This is a genomic window from Dictyoglomus thermophilum H-6-12 (assembly GCF_000020965.1).
In the GTDB taxonomy this organism is placed as follows: Bacteria; Dictyoglomota; Dictyoglomia; order Dictyoglomales; family Dictyoglomaceae; genus Dictyoglomus; species Dictyoglomus thermophilum.
The window spans coordinates 452161-469671 of the sequence record NC_011297.1 but is presented as its reverse complement, the minus strand read 5'-3'; the positions used below and the strand labels follow the sequence as shown (position 1 = coordinate 469671).

17 protein-coding genes are annotated in these 17511 nt (G+C 32.8%); 3 read left to right on the top strand and 14 right to left on the bottom strand.

Annotated features, from left to right (window positions below):
* Positions 1–11 precede the first annotated feature (11 nt).
* Positions 12–977 carry a Gfo/Idh/MocA family protein gene (locus DICTH_RS02235; protein ID WP_012547663.1) on the bottom strand — a complete coding sequence of 322 codons (966 nt, stop codon included), beginning with the start codon at positions 975–977 and terminating at the stop codon, positions 12–14.
* 12 nt (positions 978–989) lie between these two features.
* The gene (locus tag DICTH_RS02230; protein ID WP_012548499.1) at positions 990–1976 is read right to left on the bottom strand and encodes a GTPase; all 987 of its coding nucleotides are present in this window, start codon (positions 1974–1976) and stop codon (positions 990–992) included.
* A 207-nt stretch (positions 1977–2183) separates the two neighbouring features.
* Here DICTH_RS02230 and DICTH_RS02225 point away from each other — a divergent pair, with 207 nt between their 5' ends.
* Complete coding sequence (locus DICTH_RS02225) at positions 2184–3365, top strand: carboxypeptidase-like regulatory domain-containing protein (protein WP_012547196.1); 1182 nt, start codon at positions 2184–2186, stop codon at positions 3363–3365.
* Positions 3366–3406: 41 nt separating this feature from the next.
* Here DICTH_RS02225 and DICTH_RS02220 read toward each other — a convergent pair whose 3' ends face one another.
* Genes DICTH_RS02220 through DICTH_RS02195 form a run of 6 tightly spaced genes read right to left on the bottom strand, consistent with a single transcriptional unit; the run spans position 3407 to position 8273 of the window.
* Complete coding sequence (locus tag DICTH_RS02220; protein WP_012548315.1) at positions 3407–4417, bottom strand: zinc-dependent alcohol dehydrogenase; 1011 nt, start codon at positions 4415–4417, stop codon at positions 3407–3409.
* Positions 4418–4465: 48 nt separating this feature from the next.
* A complete protein-coding gene (locus DICTH_RS02215; protein WP_012547173.1) occupies positions 4466–5755 on the bottom strand; it encodes an ABC transporter permease in 1290 nt (429 codons plus the stop codon).
* A gap of 2 nt (positions 5756–5757) precedes the next feature.
* A complete protein-coding gene (locus DICTH_RS02210) occupies positions 5758–6417 on the bottom strand; it encodes an ABC transporter ATP-binding protein (protein WP_012548437.1) in 660 nt (219 codons plus the stop codon).
* A gap of 6 nt (positions 6418–6423) precedes the next feature.
* A complete protein-coding gene (locus DICTH_RS02205; RefSeq protein ID WP_012546947.1) occupies positions 6424–7206 on the bottom strand; it encodes a hypothetical protein in 783 nt (260 codons plus the stop codon).
* A 12-nt stretch (positions 7207–7218) separates the two neighbouring features.
* Positions 7219–7905, bottom strand: a complete 687-nt coding sequence (locus tag DICTH_RS02200) for an ABC transporter ATP-binding protein (RefSeq protein ID WP_012548127.1) — start codon at positions 7903–7905, stop codon at positions 7219–7221.
* Complete coding sequence (locus tag DICTH_RS02195; RefSeq protein ID WP_012547967.1) at positions 7905–8273, bottom strand: GntR family transcriptional regulator; 369 nt, start codon at positions 8271–8273, stop codon at positions 7905–7907. Before DICTH_RS02195 ends, DICTH_RS02200 begins: the two co-directional genes overlap by 1 nt.
* 115 nt (positions 8274–8388) lie before the next feature.
* On the opposite strand from DICTH_RS02195, the gene DICTH_RS02190 reads away from it, so the two are divergent.
* Both DICTH_RS02190 and DICTH_RS02185 read left to right on the top strand, forming a co-directional pair.
* On the top strand, positions 8389–9684 hold the full coding sequence (locus DICTH_RS02190) for a glycosyl hydrolase (protein WP_012547646.1): 1296 nt from the start codon (positions 8389–8391) through the stop codon (positions 9682–9684).
* 79 nt (positions 9685–9763) lie between these two features.
* A complete protein-coding gene (locus tag DICTH_RS02185; protein ID WP_012547743.1) occupies positions 9764–10630 on the top strand; it encodes a GH12 family glycosyl hydrolase domain-containing protein in 867 nt (288 codons plus the stop codon).
* Positions 10631–10662: 32 nt separating this feature from the next.
* Here DICTH_RS02185 and DICTH_RS02180 read toward each other — a convergent pair whose 3' ends face one another.
* From DICTH_RS02180 to queD, 6 genes are read right to left on the bottom strand one after another with little or no spacing between them, the layout of a single operon-like run.
* Positions 10663–13821 carry a tetratricopeptide repeat-containing diguanylate cyclase gene (locus DICTH_RS02180; protein ID WP_012548366.1) on the bottom strand — a complete coding sequence of 1053 codons (3159 nt, stop codon included), beginning with the start codon at positions 13819–13821 and terminating at the stop codon, positions 10663–10665.
* A gap of 14 nt (positions 13822–13835) precedes the next feature.
* Complete coding sequence (locus DICTH_RS02175) at positions 13836–14561, bottom strand: creatininase family protein (RefSeq protein ID WP_012547600.1); 726 nt, start codon at positions 14559–14561, stop codon at positions 13836–13838.
* Between the two features lie 43 nt (positions 14562–14604).
* Entirely contained in the window at positions 14605–15072 is a 468-nt protein-coding gene (folK, locus tag DICTH_RS02170; RefSeq protein WP_012548184.1) for a 2-amino-4-hydroxy-6-hydroxymethyldihydropteridine diphosphokinase, read from the bottom strand.
* Positions 15048–16250 (bottom strand): dihydropteroate synthase, encoded by a 1203-nt coding sequence (folP, locus tag DICTH_RS02165; RefSeq protein ID WP_012548005.1) that lies wholly within the window; start codon positions 16248–16250, stop codon positions 15048–15050. Before folP ends, folK begins: the two co-directional genes overlap by 25 nt.
* The gene (folE2, locus tag DICTH_RS02160) at positions 16247–17020 is read right to left on the bottom strand and encodes a GTP cyclohydrolase FolE2 (protein ID WP_012546920.1); all 774 of its coding nucleotides are present in this window, start codon (positions 17018–17020) and stop codon (positions 16247–16249) included. Before folE2 ends, folP begins: the two co-directional genes overlap by 4 nt.
* Complete coding sequence (queD, locus tag DICTH_RS02155; RefSeq protein WP_012547966.1) at positions 17001–17378, bottom strand: 6-carboxytetrahydropterin synthase QueD; 378 nt, start codon at positions 17376–17378, stop codon at positions 17001–17003. The genes folE2 and queD overlap by 20 nt, the downstream gene beginning before the upstream one ends.
* Between the last annotated feature and the right edge of the window lie 133 nt (positions 17379–17511).

Below are 17511 nucleotides of genomic sequence, written 5' to 3'. Positions count from 1 at the left end.
CATAGGAAATTTTACAAGAAAATTAATTTATTCTCCATTGCTGACTTATACCATCCTTCTATCACTCTCATATCCTCCAAAGCATCAAGTCCAGAAGTTGCAGGCTTTTTACCCTCTTTTATAGCCCTCTCCATATCTTTTATCTCTGCTACATATTGATTTTCCCCATAAAAAGTATAAAAAGTATAGTTATTAAAGTTTCTCAGTATTACCTTTCCATCATAATCCTGATATAAAGTATCAAGAACATACAAAATTCCCTTGTCTCCCCGTATCTCAAAAGAAACAGAAAGCATAGTATTATAGCTTGCATCTAAAAGTGTTATCATACCATTGTCAAAACGAGCTACTGCACCTGCATTCTCTTCTACCTCATATCCATAACCTTCGTTAATGGCAACGATCTCTTTAATCCTATTATTAGGAAACCAAAAATGAAGAGTATTTATAACATGAACCCCAATGTCCATAATTGATCCTCCACCAGCAAGTTCTAAACTATATCTCCAACCAGACTTTTCGGTATTCACAAAGGAAAAGCTTGCCTTTATAACTCCAATCTTTCCTATAATATTCTCATCAATAAGCTTCTTAGCTCCAATGTTAAAAGGATTGAATCTTCCCATATTAGCAACTCCAAGAACGACCTTGTTACTTTCGCACTCCTCAATGATTTCTTCCGCTTCTCTCACATTAATTGCCATAGGCTTCTCACAAAGTACATTAATCCTCTTTTTGGCACAAATAATTGTCTGCTCTTTGTGAAATTTATTTGGTGTTGCAATATAAACTACATCCGCATCCTCTATATCCTCTAAATTAGTGTAAATTTTTGCTCCATATCTTTCACTAAGATCCTTTGCTTTCTTTGGATTAGTAGTTACAATAGCAGTAAGTTTAGCCTCAGGAATCTGTTCCAAAGCAGGCAAAAACCTATTTCTCACAATCCTTCCGGTACCCACTACTCCCCATCTCATACTTTTTCCTCCTTAAATATGAAATTCTAAAATATCTTCATCCTTCACTTCATAATTCTTCTCCACAGGAAGCCCCTTTACCGATCCGTCTTTTGTATAAAGTTTCGCAAACTTCATATTTTTAGCAATATCCTTGTGGACCATCTCTGCCACATCCAAAACCTTACTACCCTTTTCAAGAATATAAGGTCTTGATAAATCAGGAGGATATCCAGGCTTTTTTGTATAAACCCTTACTATATGAAGAGCATCAAACATATGCCTCTTAATATCTTCCATGTTAATACCTTCCTCAGCGGATACATAAAAGACATTAAGATCTTTCTCTATGATTTCTATCTCATCTCTTCTTTCCTCAGGAGTAAAAATATCTATCTTATTCAAAACAACAATACCCCTATTTTCCTTAATGGGAGAATAAGGATCTCTATTAGGATTATCTCTAACAAGCTTTATCTTTTTTCTTTCTAAAAGCTCTCTTATCTTAAGATATTCATCTACTATGGAATCAAGATCCATGCTTAAAAACAAAACTATTAAATCTGCATTTCTTATCAAGTTATACATCCATCCTTCAGATTCTTCCCAAAGAGGAGGAAGATCTATAAGTTGAATTTGAATATTCTCATAAGGTAACATACCAACTATAGGATCCATGGTGGTAAAAGGATACTCAGCTACCAAGCTATTTACTCCCGTAAGGAGGGTAAAAAATTTAGATTTCCCAGTATTAGGAGGACCTACTAAAAGTACTTGTCCTGCCCCTTCCTTTTCAATATAATCAAGACTCCTTCCTCCCCCTTTCTTAGCTCTCTTTTCCGCTTCTTCCATCAATTGAGAGAGCTTTCTTCTTAAATCTGCCTTCATCTTATCCGTTCCTTTATGTTTTGGCAGTATAGCTAGCATCTCTTTTAATGCCTGAATTTTATCCTCTATAGTCTTTGCCTCTCTGAACTTTTTCTCTGCTTCAAAATATTGAGGTGGCAAATTGGCAGGCATAGAATCACCCCTTAGAAATTCAAGTCTTTTATTGATTATACCTTAAAGTAAAACAAAATTTAAAAAAAGAATATTTAACACTTTTAAAAATTTTAAAATAATGTTATCATATTTAATAGAGCAAATAAATTTAATTTATTAAAGTTTAATTATTAAAACCCTCTTAAATTAGATTTTATTTACTCAATAAATTAATTGGAGGTTCCCATGAAAAAACTGATTCTTTTTTCCCTAATATTAATTGTATTAGGTATTTTCCTCTCTGGATGTACCCCAACAACTTCCACAAATCCTGGAGAAGTCAATGTAGACTTAGGAAATAGTACTTTAAAAGGGGTAGTAAACTACTTTGATAAACCAATTAATCAAAGTGCAAACATCAAAGTTACACTAATTGCAGAAAGTGAAGACTCACCTGTAAACCTAAATTCTTACTACGTCATCACTGGCAACAATGGATTTTATGAATTTAAAAACATCCCCTCGGGCACATATTTACTTATAGCCCAAGATGTTAACAAAAACTATCAGCCCGCAAATATAATCCTCACCATAGGAGAAAATGAAACAAAAACTGCCGAAACAATGATTTTAACAAAGGTAATAAAACACGTAATAATTTTCAGAGAAAGTGGATCTGCCTGGAATGAGGCAGGTATACCTGAAACCGTTATAGGAGACATTCTATCCTCTATTGGCATGACTCAGGGAACAGGACAAAATCAATATGAGTATAGAACTTTAACCGGAGAAAATCCCAATTTAAGCTTTAATATGGGAGATTTAATAATAGTAGAGGGAGATCAGCCTCAGGCTTTCTATGACATATATACTACTAATAAAACTATTTTCGATAATTTTGTATACAACGGTGGAACTATATTCTGGATAGCTTGTGATATGGGATGGGCATCTGGAAACTTTACCTCAACCCTTCCTGGAGGAGTAACCTGGAGAGATAGTTATGACTCTTACAACGACATCGTATATTTTGAACACCCTATAACTAAGAATTTCCCAACTCAGCTTTATGGAAACTATGCCAGCCATGGTGGTTTTGATAATCTTAATTCAACAAATATAGCTAATCTTATGATATATGTGAAGGAAACCACTGGAGATGGTAGCATCCAATACCCAACCTATGTGGAATATAGATACAATATGGGAAGAGTTTTAGCTACCACATCCCCATTAGAGTGGTATGTCGTAAATGGAAATATGTCAATACCTGAAGGTTATAGTACTACATATAAAGATCTTTTTAAATTAATGCTTGTAAGATCCATAAAATATATTATGAATTTAGAAGTAAGTCCTGACATTCCACCCTCTGTAGAATCGGTTTATGATCAAAAAATAAAGCTTAATTTAAACTCTCATAAGTAAAAATAAGGGGAGAGATTTCTCTCCCCATCTAATTAAATACTCTATTCCCACTTGAATATTGCCTTAGTTATTTCTTTATTCATTAATTTTTGATATCCTTTCTCCGCACTCTGAAAATCAAATGTCTCAAAATCTATAGCATTAAAATTAACTTTTTTATTCCGAATAAGGTCTATAGCCTCTAATAAATCAAAGTAAGTACAATCCCTAGAAACTATAATATCAATCTCATGATCAAAAAGAGTCGGATGATAGTTAAAACAAATCGGATCAGTGTAAGAACCAAGAATGAGGAGCCTACCAACAGGTGGATCAGGATCTTGAGAAGATTTTGAAACATAAGGTCTCGGTCTTATAAGATTTGCCGTGTTATTCACAGTACTCGCAACTCCTGTGACATCAATAGCCACATCCACACCACCATTAGTAATCTTCATAACCTCTTCATACACATCCTTTTCCTTTGCATTTATCCCATAATCCGCTCCTGCCAATATAGAATTCTTAAGCCTTTCCTCTACCACATCAATAGCAATAACATATGCTCCATTTATTTTTGACATCTGTAGTGCTAAATGCCCAATAAGTCCTTGTCCTACTATTGCTACTTTATCTTTACCAGAAACCCTTGCTCTTTTTACTCCATGCAAAGCAATAGCGCAAGTTTTAGTGAATACAGCATAAAGAGGATCTAAATCCTCAGGCACAATAATTACCTCTTCCTCTCCAACAATTGAATACTCCACCTGTCCTCCCCAAACCCTATTATAAGGACCTGTGAAGCGAGTTCCCGAAGAAAACACAATCATTCCTTCTTTTAAATCTTTAACTCCCTTTCCCACTTTAACAATCTTACCCACATTTTCATACCCTGGAATAAGGGGAAATTCTCCTCCTACCTGTTTTCCAGAGAGAACTCTAAGTTCTGTACCCGGACTCACTCCTGTATAAATGGTTTTGACCAAAACCTCCCCCTCTCTTAGTTCCCTCAATTCAAAATCCTTTATTTCAATTTGAAAAGGTCCTGCAAAGACTATCGCTTTTGTTTTCATTCTAAAATCCCCCAATTTTTTAAAATTGTAAACATATTTTACTATATTTTACTCATATCTTAAAGCCTCTACAGGATCAAGTTTTGAGGCTCTTCTTGCAGGATAAAATCCAGCCATACAAGAAAGAATTATAGAGAAAAGTATCACTCCTAATATTAGAGAGGGCGAAACAGAGAAGATTCTTACAAATTTAGAAGAATCTTTAATTAAAGCCTTATTTATGAAAAGATTTAGTAGATAGTTAAATCCAGAACCTATGAAAACCCCCAATAATCCTCCTAAGAAACCAAGACACCCTGATTCTACTAAGAATAAATTCCTCACATCTTTTTGAGAGGCTCCCAATGCCCTTAATAGTCCTATAAATTTAACTCTTTCATAAACTGCCATTATCATTGTATTCATAACCCCAAGCCCTGCTACAAATAAAACTATTGCTCCAAAGCCCCCTAATATTCCCTGAAAAATTCTAAAATATTTATTCAAATCATCTAAGGCTTCCTGAAAAGTAGTTGCAGTAAATCCCATATCTTTGATCTTCTTAGCTATATCCTTTACCTCTCTAAAAGACTCTGCTCTAACATAAACAGCCTCATATCCATATTTTTCAAAATAATTTTCATCCCCCAGATAATACTCTTTAAATTTAATGGCAAGATCTAAAGGCATGACTATAACATCAGAAAATATAGATTTCCCATTTATGATACCTACAATTTTTACCTTCTCCTTTAAAGGCAAATTTGGCATATTTGGATTTACCACAATTAATTCTACCTCTTTATCTAATAGCTCTTTATAATTCTTAATTTTCATAATTTCAAACAATTTTTCTCCTATTAGCACCTCTTTGGAATCTTTCCCTGAAATTTCTCTACCTAAAATTATTCTCTTGTCCTTTCCATTATCAAACCAAAGATCAAAATCCCTATCATATCCTAACCCAGTTACAAACTTAAGGTTCTTACCATTCATTCTAATTTCATTGAAAACCACTTCAACTGTAGCTCTTACTGCAGAAACCCCTTTTATATTCTTAAAGGCCCTCACATCATCCTTAGTTATTTTCTTGTTTAATTCTCTCTTTTCTGTTATCTCTCCCGTACTAGTTCCTATCTTAACATTATCACTCTTCTTAAAAGGAACAACACTTATCTCATTGAACATATCATATTTTTTAATCTCCTCAATTAAATAATTCTGCGTACCAAAACCAAAGCCTAACATAACCATAATTAAAGTAGTACCAATACCAATAGCAAGCATATTTAAGATCATTCTTAATCTTCTTTTCTTTAAATTCTTAAAGGAAAGTTTTATAAAATCAAAGATCTTCATGACTAATTCACCTCCAACTCCCCATCTTTTATCTTTATTACTCTATCTACAAAACTCAAATATTCTAAATTATGGGTAACAAGCACTATTGTTTTTCCCTCTTTATTGAGAGCCTTAAGAAGGTTCATTATAGAAATCCCTGTTTTAGAATCTAAATTTCCTGTAGGTTCATCGCAGAGTAAAATTGAAGGATTGTTAACTATAGCCCTTGCAATCGCAACCCTTTGCCTTTCTCCACCCGAAAGTTCATTACCCTTGTTTCCTATCTTATGAGTTAATCCAACTTTTTCAATAGCTTCCTTTGCTTTTAATTCTCTACTATTGCTTTTTGAAAAAATTAGAGGAAGCATGACATTTTCTAATACAGTATAAGTGGGCTCTAAATAGAAAAACTGAAAGACAAAACCTATCTTTTCATTTCTATACTTTGAAATTCTTGCATCATTTAATTTAAAAATATCTTGCCCATCCACATATACTTTTCCCTCGGATGGTTTATCAAGTCCTCCAATAATATTGAGTAAAGTAGATTTTCCTGATCCCGAAGGTCCAATAATTGCTACAAACTCTCCTTTATTAATAGAAAGATTAATATTTTTTAGGGCAGGATATTTTTCCTTACCCATAGGATAATACTTGTAAAGATTCTCTACTTTTATCACTTTAACCTACCTCCTCTCTGCATATTTCTCTAAAAGTAAGTTGTAAAGATAAATAACTAAGATAAATAAGAGAATCTTTAACAAAACCCCAACTACATAATAATCTGTTTTTGGAATATCAAATCCTTCTTGTAATCCTTGAGAGGTCATTTGGTACTCAAAGGGAGGAATTGAAAGTAATTTTTGAGGAAAACATTTAGCTAAAAAGTCATGTAAATAATTACCAAATACCAAATAACCAGTACATCCCACATAAATAAGCCTTCTGAGAAATCTCTTCTCATAAGCCAAATTTCTTGCAATAATAATTAGAGCAACAATAAGAAAAATAAAAATAAAGGAAAATAAAAAATCAATTAATAAAATTGTGCCATATTTAGAGAAATAGGAGGAAATAGCAACAGAAAAGGATGTGTTATAGCTATGAAGTATAAAGTACCCTGTAAGTACAACAATTAGTAAAAAATACACAAGTTCAGAGAAAACTATCTTAATCCTCTTTAAAAATAAAACATATGAGGTTACTGGCAGACTAAAGCTCAAATAACCTAAATCTTCTGAATTAATATCTCTAAGGTTTTTAATAAAAATGAGAACTAATCCTACAGAAAAGAAAAACGTTAGAAATATGTAAATAGTAAGAAGCTCAAGATCTTTATCTGAAATCCTATTATGAAATCTAGTCCATATTATAAATACCAATCCCAGATATATTAGTAAAAAAATCAAATAGGTTTTTCTTTTTCCCAAAAATTCATATTTCATAAGATTAAGCAATCTATCTATCATTTTGATACCCCCTTAAAACATTTTTTTAAATAACTCGTTTATCGAAACACCTTTTTCTTCCCTAATTTTCTCCGTATTATCATCGAGAACAAGCTCTCCATTATGGATAAAAATAGTTCTTTCAGTAATATTCTCAATTTCACCTATAAGATGCGTAGCTATAATCATTAAGCTCTCCTCATGGTAACTCCTTAAAATACTTGTAATTACCTTGTCTCTCGTAGATGGATCCATACCTCCTAAAGGCTCATCCAAAAGGTATACCTTAGCTTTCCTCGAAAGAGTAAGGCTTAAGAGTATCTTTTCCAAATCTCCCTTGGAAAGTTCCCTCAAATTAAGCTCTTCTCTTAATTCAAAAAACTCAAGAAGACTTTTAAATCTTGCCTCATCAAAATCAAAAAAATCCTTATAAAAATTACGAGCATCTCTTACCTTCATCCATAGAGGAAGAATATTCCTATCAGGAAGATATGCAACTATACTTTTCGTATAAACCCCAATCTCTCTTCCATCTAATATTACCTTCCCCTTTGAAGGTCTCAAAAGCCCCGCAATAATCTTTAAAAATGTAGTCTTTCCACTTCCATTAGGCCCATAAAGTCCCACTATCTGTCCAAGATCAAAAGAAAGATTAATATTTTTCAGGGCAAGTTTTTTGCCATAGTCCTTATAAAGATTTGAAACCTCAAGAATTCCCATTACTTCCCCTCCTTTATATAACTTTGAAGTAAATTAACAATATCATCATCACTAAAACCTATATCCTTCATATCTTTGTAAAATTTCTCTAAAATACTTATTGCCATTTGTTTTTTGAGGGCTTCTATTTTCCTCTCGTCCTCAGTTACAAAAGAACCAGTTCCTCTCAAAGTGTAAGTTATCCCTTCCCTTTCAAGCTCCTGATACGCTTTTTGAACAGTGTTGGGATTTACCTTCAACATCTCTGCAAGTTCCCTCACCGATGGCAATTTATCACCCCCTTTAAGATTTCCCTTTACTATCTCCTTCTTTATAAAATCCATTATTTGAAGATAAATTGGAACTTTCTCGTCAAATTCTATTATCATACTCACCACCTTTCATATTACTGTATTAGTTATATAATACAGTATAGCATTTAAAATGTCAACAACTTGGAGTATAATTTTTAAAAACCCTTAGAAAAGGAGTAAATAAAAGACTATGAGAATATCAAAATTTGAAGAAAAAAAGATAGATCTCTACTCAAGAGAGATAAGAATATTAGAAGCAGAATTCAAAATTGAAAGTTTTGGATATTATGACTTTTACTTAAATTATGAACCCATAGAAAATTTTTCAAAAAGCTATGTTTTTATAAACAATTTAGCTTATGGAGAGGTACAATTTTACGAGGGAAAGAATTATTCATACCTGGGAGAATTAAAATTAAAACCTGAAAAATATACATTTCAAATTGCATTTCCCTACGAGGATTTCAAAATAAATTTTCTTGAAATTAAAGAGAAAGATCAATCAAATTCTAAAATTAAAAATTTTAAGATAAGGAACAACCTTTCGGATAATGCTAAAAGAATACTAGAATTTTTTCAAAAAATCTATGCCAATTATATAATCGCAGGACAACATACAAATACATCAGCAGGTCCAGAAATAGCCTATATAGAATATATCACAGGAGAAAAACCAGCCCTTCGTGGATTTGACCTATTAAGTTATACTCCAGCCACAAAAACTCAAGAAATGACACCCCATGCCATCATTGAAATTGAAGGGAATAAGGGATCTATAGAAAAAGCATTAGAATGGGGAAGAGATTTTGGTGGTATCGTAACATTCTGCTGGCACTGGTACGCTCCTTTAGGAGGAAAAGACAAAACTTTCTATACCATAAACACCGATTTTGATTTAGAAAAAGCCCTTATAGAAGGTACAGAGGAAAACAAAGCCCTTTTAAGAGATATTTATATGATTGGAGAAAAACTTTCCATATTTAGAGGTCTTGACCTTCCAATCCTATGGAGACCTCTTCATGAAGCAGATGGAAGGTGGTTTTGGTGGGGTGCAAAAGGTCCAGAAAATTATAAAAAACTATACCATCTTCTTTATGAGATTCTCACTGAGAAATTTAAGTTAAATAACCTAATATGGATATGGAATGCTCCCCACCCTGATTGGGAAATTGAAGAAGACTTATATGATATAGCAGGCATCGATAACTATGTACCTCCTGGAAATCATGGTCCTATGAAATTCTCCTATGATCTATTGCTAAAACTCACTGACTATAGAAAATTGGTAGCTTTAACAGAAAATGGACCTATACCTGACCCTGATCTACTTTTTGAATATGAAGCCTATTTCCTTTGGTTTATGCCCTGGTTTGGAGATTTCGTCTTCAATGAAAGCTTCAATTCAAAAGAACACTTGAAAAAAGTCTATAATCATGAAAAGGTAATAACTTTGAATAAATTAAGAAAACTTTTTAGCATGAGATAACTTCCCTCATATTTGACTTTTCTTCTCTTTTCATAATAAAATAATTTCAGTAAAAAATTATTTATGGGGAGGCAAATTTATGAAAAAATCTTTACTTTCTCTTATCCTCATACTTCTTCTTATTACTCTCTCCTTTAGCCAAACTCCAAAATACAAAGACGCATTTATACTTAAAGCACCTTCCTCAGGCGATGTCATAACTAAAAATCTTCCTCTCACCTTAGAACTCAACTTTTGGAATATTGCAAACTATGAAGGAAATACATGGATGGCATTTTATAAAGAAGAAGATACTGTTGAATATTATGCCGACATAAAAAACATAGTACTTAAGGATAAAAATTCATGGGTACATGGATATCCTGAAGTCTACTATGGGTACAAACCATGGGCTGGCCATGGGAATTCCATTGAGAAATTGGCTCTTCCTAAAAAGGTATCAGAATTTCCAGACGTTCTCTTCAATCTAAAATACAACATATGGTACGAGAAGAATCTTCCTATAAATTTTGCTATGGAAACATGGATAACAAAAGAACCCTATCAGAAAACCGTTACTTCAGGGGATATAGAAATGATGGTATGGCTATATGCTAATAGACTTTCTCCTGCAGGGCGAAAGGTAGGAGAAGTAAAAATACCTATCATCCTAAACGGTACTCAAAAAGACATTATCTGGGAAGTATATCTTTCCCCTATGAGCTGGGACTACGTGGCCTATAAATCAAAAGAAAATATTCTTCAAGGACAGGTAAAAATACCAATAAATGAATTTTTGAAACACCTAAGAACAATTTTAGCCAACAATCCAAGTAGAATAACCCCAGAGAAATTTGATCAGATGTATGTGACAGTCTGGGAAATTGGAACAGAATTTGGCGATCCATATACTACTGAGGCAAAATTTGGATGGACTTTCTCAAATTTTGATATTGAGCTTAAATAAAAAAGGGGCCCCAACCTGGGCCCCTTCTTAAATTATTCTTTTTTGCTATTCTCTAAATCCTTTAATTTTCTAAACTTATGAGCATACATCTTTACATCTGCCCTATCTATAAGCTCCCTATAAGAAGACGTTTCTTTAGAAGTTGTCTCAATACCATAACTAATTCTTATCTCACCTTTACTAACACTTTCTATCCTATCTTTTATTCTATTTACCACTTTCATTGCCTCATTATAGTCTGCCCTTCTCAAAAGAATTAAGAATTCATCACCACCCCACCTTACGGCAGAATCACTTTGTCTTATAGAGTTCCTAATTGCAGTTGCAATCTCTTTTAATACATAATCTCCATAAGAATGTCCCAAAGTATCATTAATCTTCTTAAATCCATCTATATCTATAAAGATAATACTAAAGTCTTCATTTTCACGTACAAAATCTAAAAAGGCCTCTTCAAGTCTTCTCTCTCCATAAGATCTATTAAATAACCCTGTCAAAGGATCAAATATACCATACTTTCTTTCCCAGAAAACAATAAAACTCTTAAGAAGATTCCTTATAACAAAAAATAAAGAGGGAGACAAATTTTTAAGAGAGTAAACACTTACTGAAAATGGAGGCTTTTTATAGAAAAATCTGAATTTGTTAGTAGCAATAAGTTCATTACCCCTTTTCAAGGTTCTATCTCCAATCCTTAACACCACTAAAAAGTTATCTATAAAATCAGAAATAACCCTATATATAAGTTCCATAGCCTCCTCTTCAGTTTCGGAATCCATGATAGCCTTTCCTACATAATCCTCCAAAGCCTTTATCTTCGAATGCTCTTTAATCAATCCTGTATAATCTAAAGAGATCTCCTTTAACTGATCCTCCAATTCCTTTTCAAGACCTAAAAGAATAGCAAGCCCCACAACCTCAAGTTTTATGTATGGAACAAACACTTTCAAGTTTTTATCTCTTTCAAGGTTTTTCATTAAAAGTTTATAGGAATAAAAAGCATCTAAAAACTCCCATCTTTCCAGCATCAAATCTATGTAAGAGATAAGATTAAAGAAGCTTTCTCCCAAAATATAACCCTTTAAAAAATTATGTATTGGATAATCGGTTGGATAATCTCTCAAAGATTTGGAGATTCTTAAACCTTTCTCAGCCACTAATTTCATATAGAGAGTCATTATCTGCTCTTCTTTAGTTTCTAATACTTCCTCTTCTGTTATTTCAATTTCTCCAAAAAAGCTTCTTAAAATTCGCACCAAAATCTTACTCTCTGAAATGGTCTTTAAATCTTCTAATTTCTTAATAACTTTATCCAATTCCTCCCTTTTACCATAATTAAGATATGCAATTGCCAACCTCCTATATCCCGAATAAAGGAAATACTCTAATTCTATTTCAGATACCAGCCTCTCCAACTCAAGTAACAAATCCTCTACTTCTTTTAGATTAGAATATTGCATCTTGCTTTTAATTAAATTTCCAAGACTTATAACCATCAAATTCTTTGAAAGAGATTTGGATATATCGTAGGCTCTTTGATTAATTATTACAGCACTCTTAGGACCATAGAGATAATTTCTTAGATCTCCGAGATTATTAAGTAATTTATGTAAAACTACCTTATCTCCAGATTTTTCTGCCAAAACAAGTCCATTTTCAAATACAGAAATTGCTTTTTCAAATTTACCATCAATAAGATTTAGAAGACCTAAGGCGTTATAAAAATTGGCCAGGTATTTAGGAGAAGAAGTCAGTCGTAATATGTCTTCCAGATATTTATTTAATAAGAATAGCGCATCAGTAACCTTTTTAGTCAAAAAATGATAACTAACTATCCTTGAAAGAATTTGAGGAAGATTATAATCCATCTCTAAACTGTCAATAATTTCCTCTATTAACTTCTCCGCCTCTTCATACTTACCAAGATATGATAAGCACCTAACTTTATTGGCAAGATCAAGCAAGTTTTTATCTTCGATAAACTCAATTATATTAATAGCTTTATTAAATTTCTGAAAATCTATGAGAAGATTTATTAGTCTTCGCTTATAGATATTCCCATCATCCTTGCCCTTTTCAACAATTTCTTCTAAAATCTCCATTTTCCTTTGAATATTATAAGAAGATCTAAACTCTTTTATTTTGGCATATTTCCAATATTTCTCATCCTCTTCTGATAATAACGCTACTCTTCCCCATATGTCTGAATAATTAAAGGACGAAAGCTTTTTTACAAATTCTTCTTTTAATTGAGAAAAATTATAAGGCATACTTTCTCTCACATAATTCAAAACATCTTCAGACACAAACCTCCAAAGAGGATACTCCCATCTCATTAATTTAGAGTCAACAAAATCCCTAATAAACTTTAAAGGACCATAAAGCTCTTTCACTGCCTTTACAGTAGTGGAAGAAAAAGTTTTACCCACAAAAGTAAGTGTATATAGAGCCTTTTTCTCATTTTCTGATAAAGAATTAATTTTTTCCCACACAATATCCCAAAGAGACTTAAAATCATTCTTATATATCACTATGGCATTGTTCCAATTTCCATTGCTCATCTCAAAAAGCCTTACTGCTTCTTTATTATCTAAATTAAAGGCTTTCTCCATCTCTTTTATAGTGGTATCTACATTAAGAGGAACTAAGAGATCATCTATTTTTATCTCATAAGATTCCATATTAAAATCCTTTCCAGTGATAACAAATGCCATATTATATTTTTTACTCAAATAAGGTATTAGCTCTTTAAAAACATCGCCATAGTACAAAAATTCTTGCCAATTATCAAAAATCCAATATTTAATCTTTCTTTTCTCAAGAATAAAAGAGGCAATATCAGCTATTTGAGCTACCTCTACATCCAAGGATATTACTTCTTCAGCCTTGTACTTTTCCAGATGAGATAAAAATCTTGGATGAATATATCTTCTCAATATAGGGCCAACAATATCTCCTTTCTCTTTTAAAAAAGAGTTCTTATCTATTAGGGAAAGAAGTGTTATAAAAAACTCACCAACAGGAGTTCGATGAGATGCATAGTGGGTAAAAAGAGAAGAGGATTTATTTCTTTCAAAGAAAGATTTCAATAAATAAGTTCTTCCACTTCCAGTAGGAAGGTTCAAGTAGACTATGGGTTCCTTCTTTAAGACTTCTTCAATATAATTTAAATTTTCCAACACAGAATCCATTATTTATAAATAAATTAACTCTCTTTATTATAACATTTTAGAATCTTTTTAATAAGCTCCTCAGCCTCAAAATTAAATCTGCTTTCCCCAAGCTTTTCACTTATGTTTTCTAAATTACCCTTAGTCAAACCAACCTTTCTATCCACCTCCATACCTCCCACCCTATCAAGATCCACATAAGAAAGATCAATACTTAAGATCTCACTACTCTCCTCTACTCCTGCATGAAGGGGATTATTTGTAACAAGTTCTTCAGGATATTTTACCTTCCCCCAATGCCAAGAAATCACCTTCATACTTCTTTCCATATATTCCTCTTCAAGCTTTTCTACCACCTCTACCTGTGGTTTTGCCATATGTCCTGTGCACAAAACACATAATTTAAATCCTGTTCTCTCAAGAAAATTAAGCATATCCTTCAGTAAGTTATAAAAAGTCTCCTTTCTCACAAAAACACTTCCTGGTATCTTCTCCTTTGCAAACATCTCCATTCCCCAAAATTCCTCTCCATCTTCCACTATAGTTCCATCAGTACCTACATAAAGAGTAGGCATCATAACTCCACCTAATCTTTCCCAAACAATTTCCAAAACCCTTCTTGCTCTAAAAGGATCAGTACCAAAGATAAGATGTTCTCCATGCCACTCAATAGGACTTACAGGAAGATAAACTATAGGATTCTTCTCAAGCACCTCCCTAAGTTGATAGGGAAACATAACCTCATACCTATATTTAAGCATACCTATCCCCCTTTTGATAGAGTTAATATAAGTAAAACAATTTTTAAAAATTCCCTTCGATAAGTTTTAAGTATATATCCTTTACCTTTTTATTAAGAACAGGGTGCACAAAATCAGGATCTATTTCAGAGAGAGGCCCCATAACAAAGGTTCTGTTATGAGCATCGGGATGAGGAATTTTTAAGTTATCAGTATTAATAACCAGATCATCATAAAAAATTATGTCAAGATCAATATTCCTCGGCCCCCACCTTATCTTCCTCTCTCTTCCCATCTCCTTCTCTATATTCAAAAGAAGATTAAGAAGATCAAAAGGATCTAAATCAGTTTCTATTAAGATCACACCATTTAAAAATTTACCTTGCTCTTTAAATCCGTAGGGCTCCGTTTCAATAATAGAAGATTTTTTAATAATTCTTAAGCCATAATCTTCCATTTTTTTTAATGCGACCTCTATATTTTTCATTCTATCTCCAAGATTACTTCCTATTGCAATGAAGACCTTATGCACTTTATTTCCTCCAACACTTTAACCACTCTTTTGTTTTCCTTAACATCATGCACTCTAATAATATCCACATCATTCAATACACACAAAGCAGTAATCCCAAGAGTTCCTTCAAGTCTTTCCTCAGGAGGAAGATCGCCCAAAGCTTTTCCAATAAAGCTCTTTCTCGATGCTCCTATAAGTATAGGCTTCTTAAGACTCTTAAATTCCTTTAACCTTGCCATAATCTCAAGATTATCTTCATATCTTTTTCCAAAACCAATCCCTGGGTCAATAATTATTTTCTCCGGATCAACTCCATTCTTATTGGCATATTCTATTCTCTCTTCAAAAAACTCTATGATCTCTCTTATCACGTCATCATAGTAAGGATTTTTTTGCATATCCTTAGGAGTTCCCTTCATATGCATAAGAATATATGGCACCTTTAACTCAGCCACCACCTTAACAAGACTTTCATCAAACCTAAAAGCGCTTATGTCATTTACTATATCTGCCCCCTTTTCAACAGCCAACTTTGCCACCTGTGAATAATATGTATCAACAGAAATTAACACATCAGGATAATTTCTCCTTATATTCTCAATAGCAGGAATAACCCTTGATATCTCCTCTTCTAAACTTACAGGCTCAGATCCAGGACGAGTAGATTGTCCACCTATATCAATTATGTCCACACCATTCATTATCATATCTTCAGCAGTCTTTAGAATCTCATCAATTTGCATCTTCCTTGATCCACTATAAAAAGAATCAGGAGTTACATTTATTATCCCCATGACTAAAATTCTGTTGAAACTTATAACCCTACCCCATGGAGAAGAAATCTCTCTAACTTTCTCTTTTAATAAATATTCCTTTAACTCTTGAAAAACCCTTGGAAGATCAAAGTAATTATTTTTCTCTAACTTTTGAAGCAAAAGCTCATAATGTTTTTTAGTACCAAGAAGAATAATATCACTATTTTCTACTTTACAATTTATAACATTTTTATGGACTATAGCATCCCCACCTAAGGAAAGCATCTCCTGCTTAATTATGTTTGCAGTAGGAGAAGATATATTAAAAATCTTCAAAGGAATAATTTGAGCCTTTCTCTCAAAGATTTCAAAGGAAACTGGATGAGCCCCTACTCTTGCCATCTCTTTTTCCAAAAATTCAGGAGTAATCTCTACTATCATTTTTTAACCCACCCCTTTTCTACGCATGCAAAAGCATTATGATTATGAATACTTTCAAAACTTGTAACCTCAACCCTATACCAACTAATTTTAGGCTCCTTTTCTAATTCTGAGACAATATCCCTTACCACATCTTCAACAAACTTTGGATTATTATATGCCATCTCAGTAATATATTTTTCATCAGGCCTTTTTAAAAGAGAATATATGGGAGCACTGGCAGATTTTTCAGAAATCTCTACCAAGTCTTCAAACCATATTAACTTTTTGGATCTTACATAGATTTCGGCTACTCCTCTTTGATTATGAGCCCCATACTCACTTATCTCCTTGGAACAAGGACAAAGAGTATGAATAGGCACTTTAACCCCAATAATCATATCAAGCTTTTTACTAAGCTCAGCATCAATAACACACTCTACCATATTAGGAGAACTTATCTGAGAAACAGGAGCTTTTTTAAAAATAAAATAAGGAAAAGATATTTTGATATGACTGCTATCTGCTCTTAATTTCTCCCTTACTTCCTGCAATATCTTACCAAGATTTTCTGGATGAAGAGAATCAATACCATTTAAGACTTCTACAAATCTACTCATATGAGTTCCCCTTAAATCCTCTCTCAGATCCACAGAAATATCAATACTGGCAACAGTACTCTGGTAATCTCCGCTTTTGGTAACAATCTTTATAGGCCAATGTATATTCTTAATGCCTACTTTTCTCAAATATATTCCCCTATAATCTTTTTCATTCTGAACGTCTCTCAATTTTTTCACCCCTATAAATTACTCCACTATCTTCTGTCTCCCATACTTGAATCTCATAAAGATGACAGTTTCCTCTTTTCAACTTCTCTTCTAACCTCTGCCATATCCATATGGCTATGTTCTCTGCCGTCGGCTGCTTTATTATCTCATTGATATAAGAATGGTCAAGAATATCAATCACTTCTCTCTTAACAATATCCTTCAATTCTACAAAATCTATAATCATGCCTTCCGAATCTGGAATCCCCTCAACAATAACTACCAATCTGTAAGTATGCCCATGTAATCTTTCACACTTACCTTTATAACTCTCCAAATTATGGGCAGCATCAAATTTAAACTTACGTATAACAAACATCTTTTACTCTCTCCTCAATTTTTTGTAGATTATAACATTTAAAAAGATAAAAAATCTAAAGAAATACTAACAATAGCAGTATGTTTACACCTTTGCTTTTTTATGATATATCATCCTTAACTTAAATTTGAAA

Excerpts from the sequence above, each read along its gene's own strand:
- DICTH_RS02235 (WP_012547663.1), bottom strand. The coding sequence starts at position 977 with ATGAGATGGGGAGTAGTGGGTACCGGAAGGATTGTGAGAAATAGGTTT.
- DICTH_RS02230 (WP_012548499.1), bottom strand. The coding sequence starts at position 1,976 with ATGCCTGCCAATTTGCCACCTCAATATTTTGAAGCAGAGAAAAAGTTC.
- DICTH_RS02225 (WP_012547196.1), top strand. The coding sequence starts at position 2,184 with ATGAAAAAACTGATTCTTTTTTCCCTAATATTAATTGTATTAGGTATT.
- DICTH_RS02220 (WP_012548315.1), bottom strand. The coding sequence starts at position 4,417 with ATGAAAACAAAAGCGATAGTCTTTGCAGGACCTTTTCAAATTGAAATA.
- DICTH_RS02215 (WP_012547173.1), bottom strand. The coding sequence starts at position 5,755 with ATGAAGATCTTTGATTTTATAAAACTTTCCTTTAAGAATTTAAAGAAA.
- DICTH_RS02205 (WP_012546947.1), bottom strand. The coding sequence starts at position 7,206 with ATGATAGATAGATTGCTTAATCTTATGAAATATGAATTTTTGGGAAAA.
- DICTH_RS02200 (WP_012548127.1), bottom strand. The coding sequence starts at position 7,905 with ATGGGAATTCTTGAGGTTTCAAATCTTTATAAGGACTATGGCAAAAAA.
- DICTH_RS02195 (WP_012547967.1), bottom strand. The coding sequence starts at position 8,273 with ATGATAATAGAATTTGACGAGAAAGTTCCAATTTATCTTCAAATAATG.
- DICTH_RS02190 (WP_012547646.1), top strand. The coding sequence starts at position 8,389 with ATGAGAATATCAAAATTTGAAGAAAAAAAGATAGATCTCTACTCAAGA.
- DICTH_RS02185 (WP_012547743.1), top strand. The coding sequence starts at position 9,764 with ATGAAAAAATCTTTACTTTCTCTTATCCTCATACTTCTTCTTATTACT.
- DICTH_RS02180 (WP_012548366.1), bottom strand. The coding sequence starts at position 13,821 with ATGGATTCTGTGTTGGAAAATTTAAATTATATTGAAGAAGTCTTAAAG.
- DICTH_RS02175 (WP_012547600.1), bottom strand. The coding sequence starts at position 14,561 with ATGCTTAAATATAGGTATGAGGTTATGTTTCCCTATCAACTTAGGGAG.
- folP (WP_012548005.1), bottom strand. The coding sequence starts at position 16,250 with ATGATAGTAGAGATTACTCCTGAATTTTTGGAAAAAGAGATGGCAAGA.
- queD (WP_012547966.1), bottom strand. The coding sequence starts at position 17,378 with ATGTTTGTTATACGTAAGTTTAAATTTGATGCTGCCCATAATTTGGAG.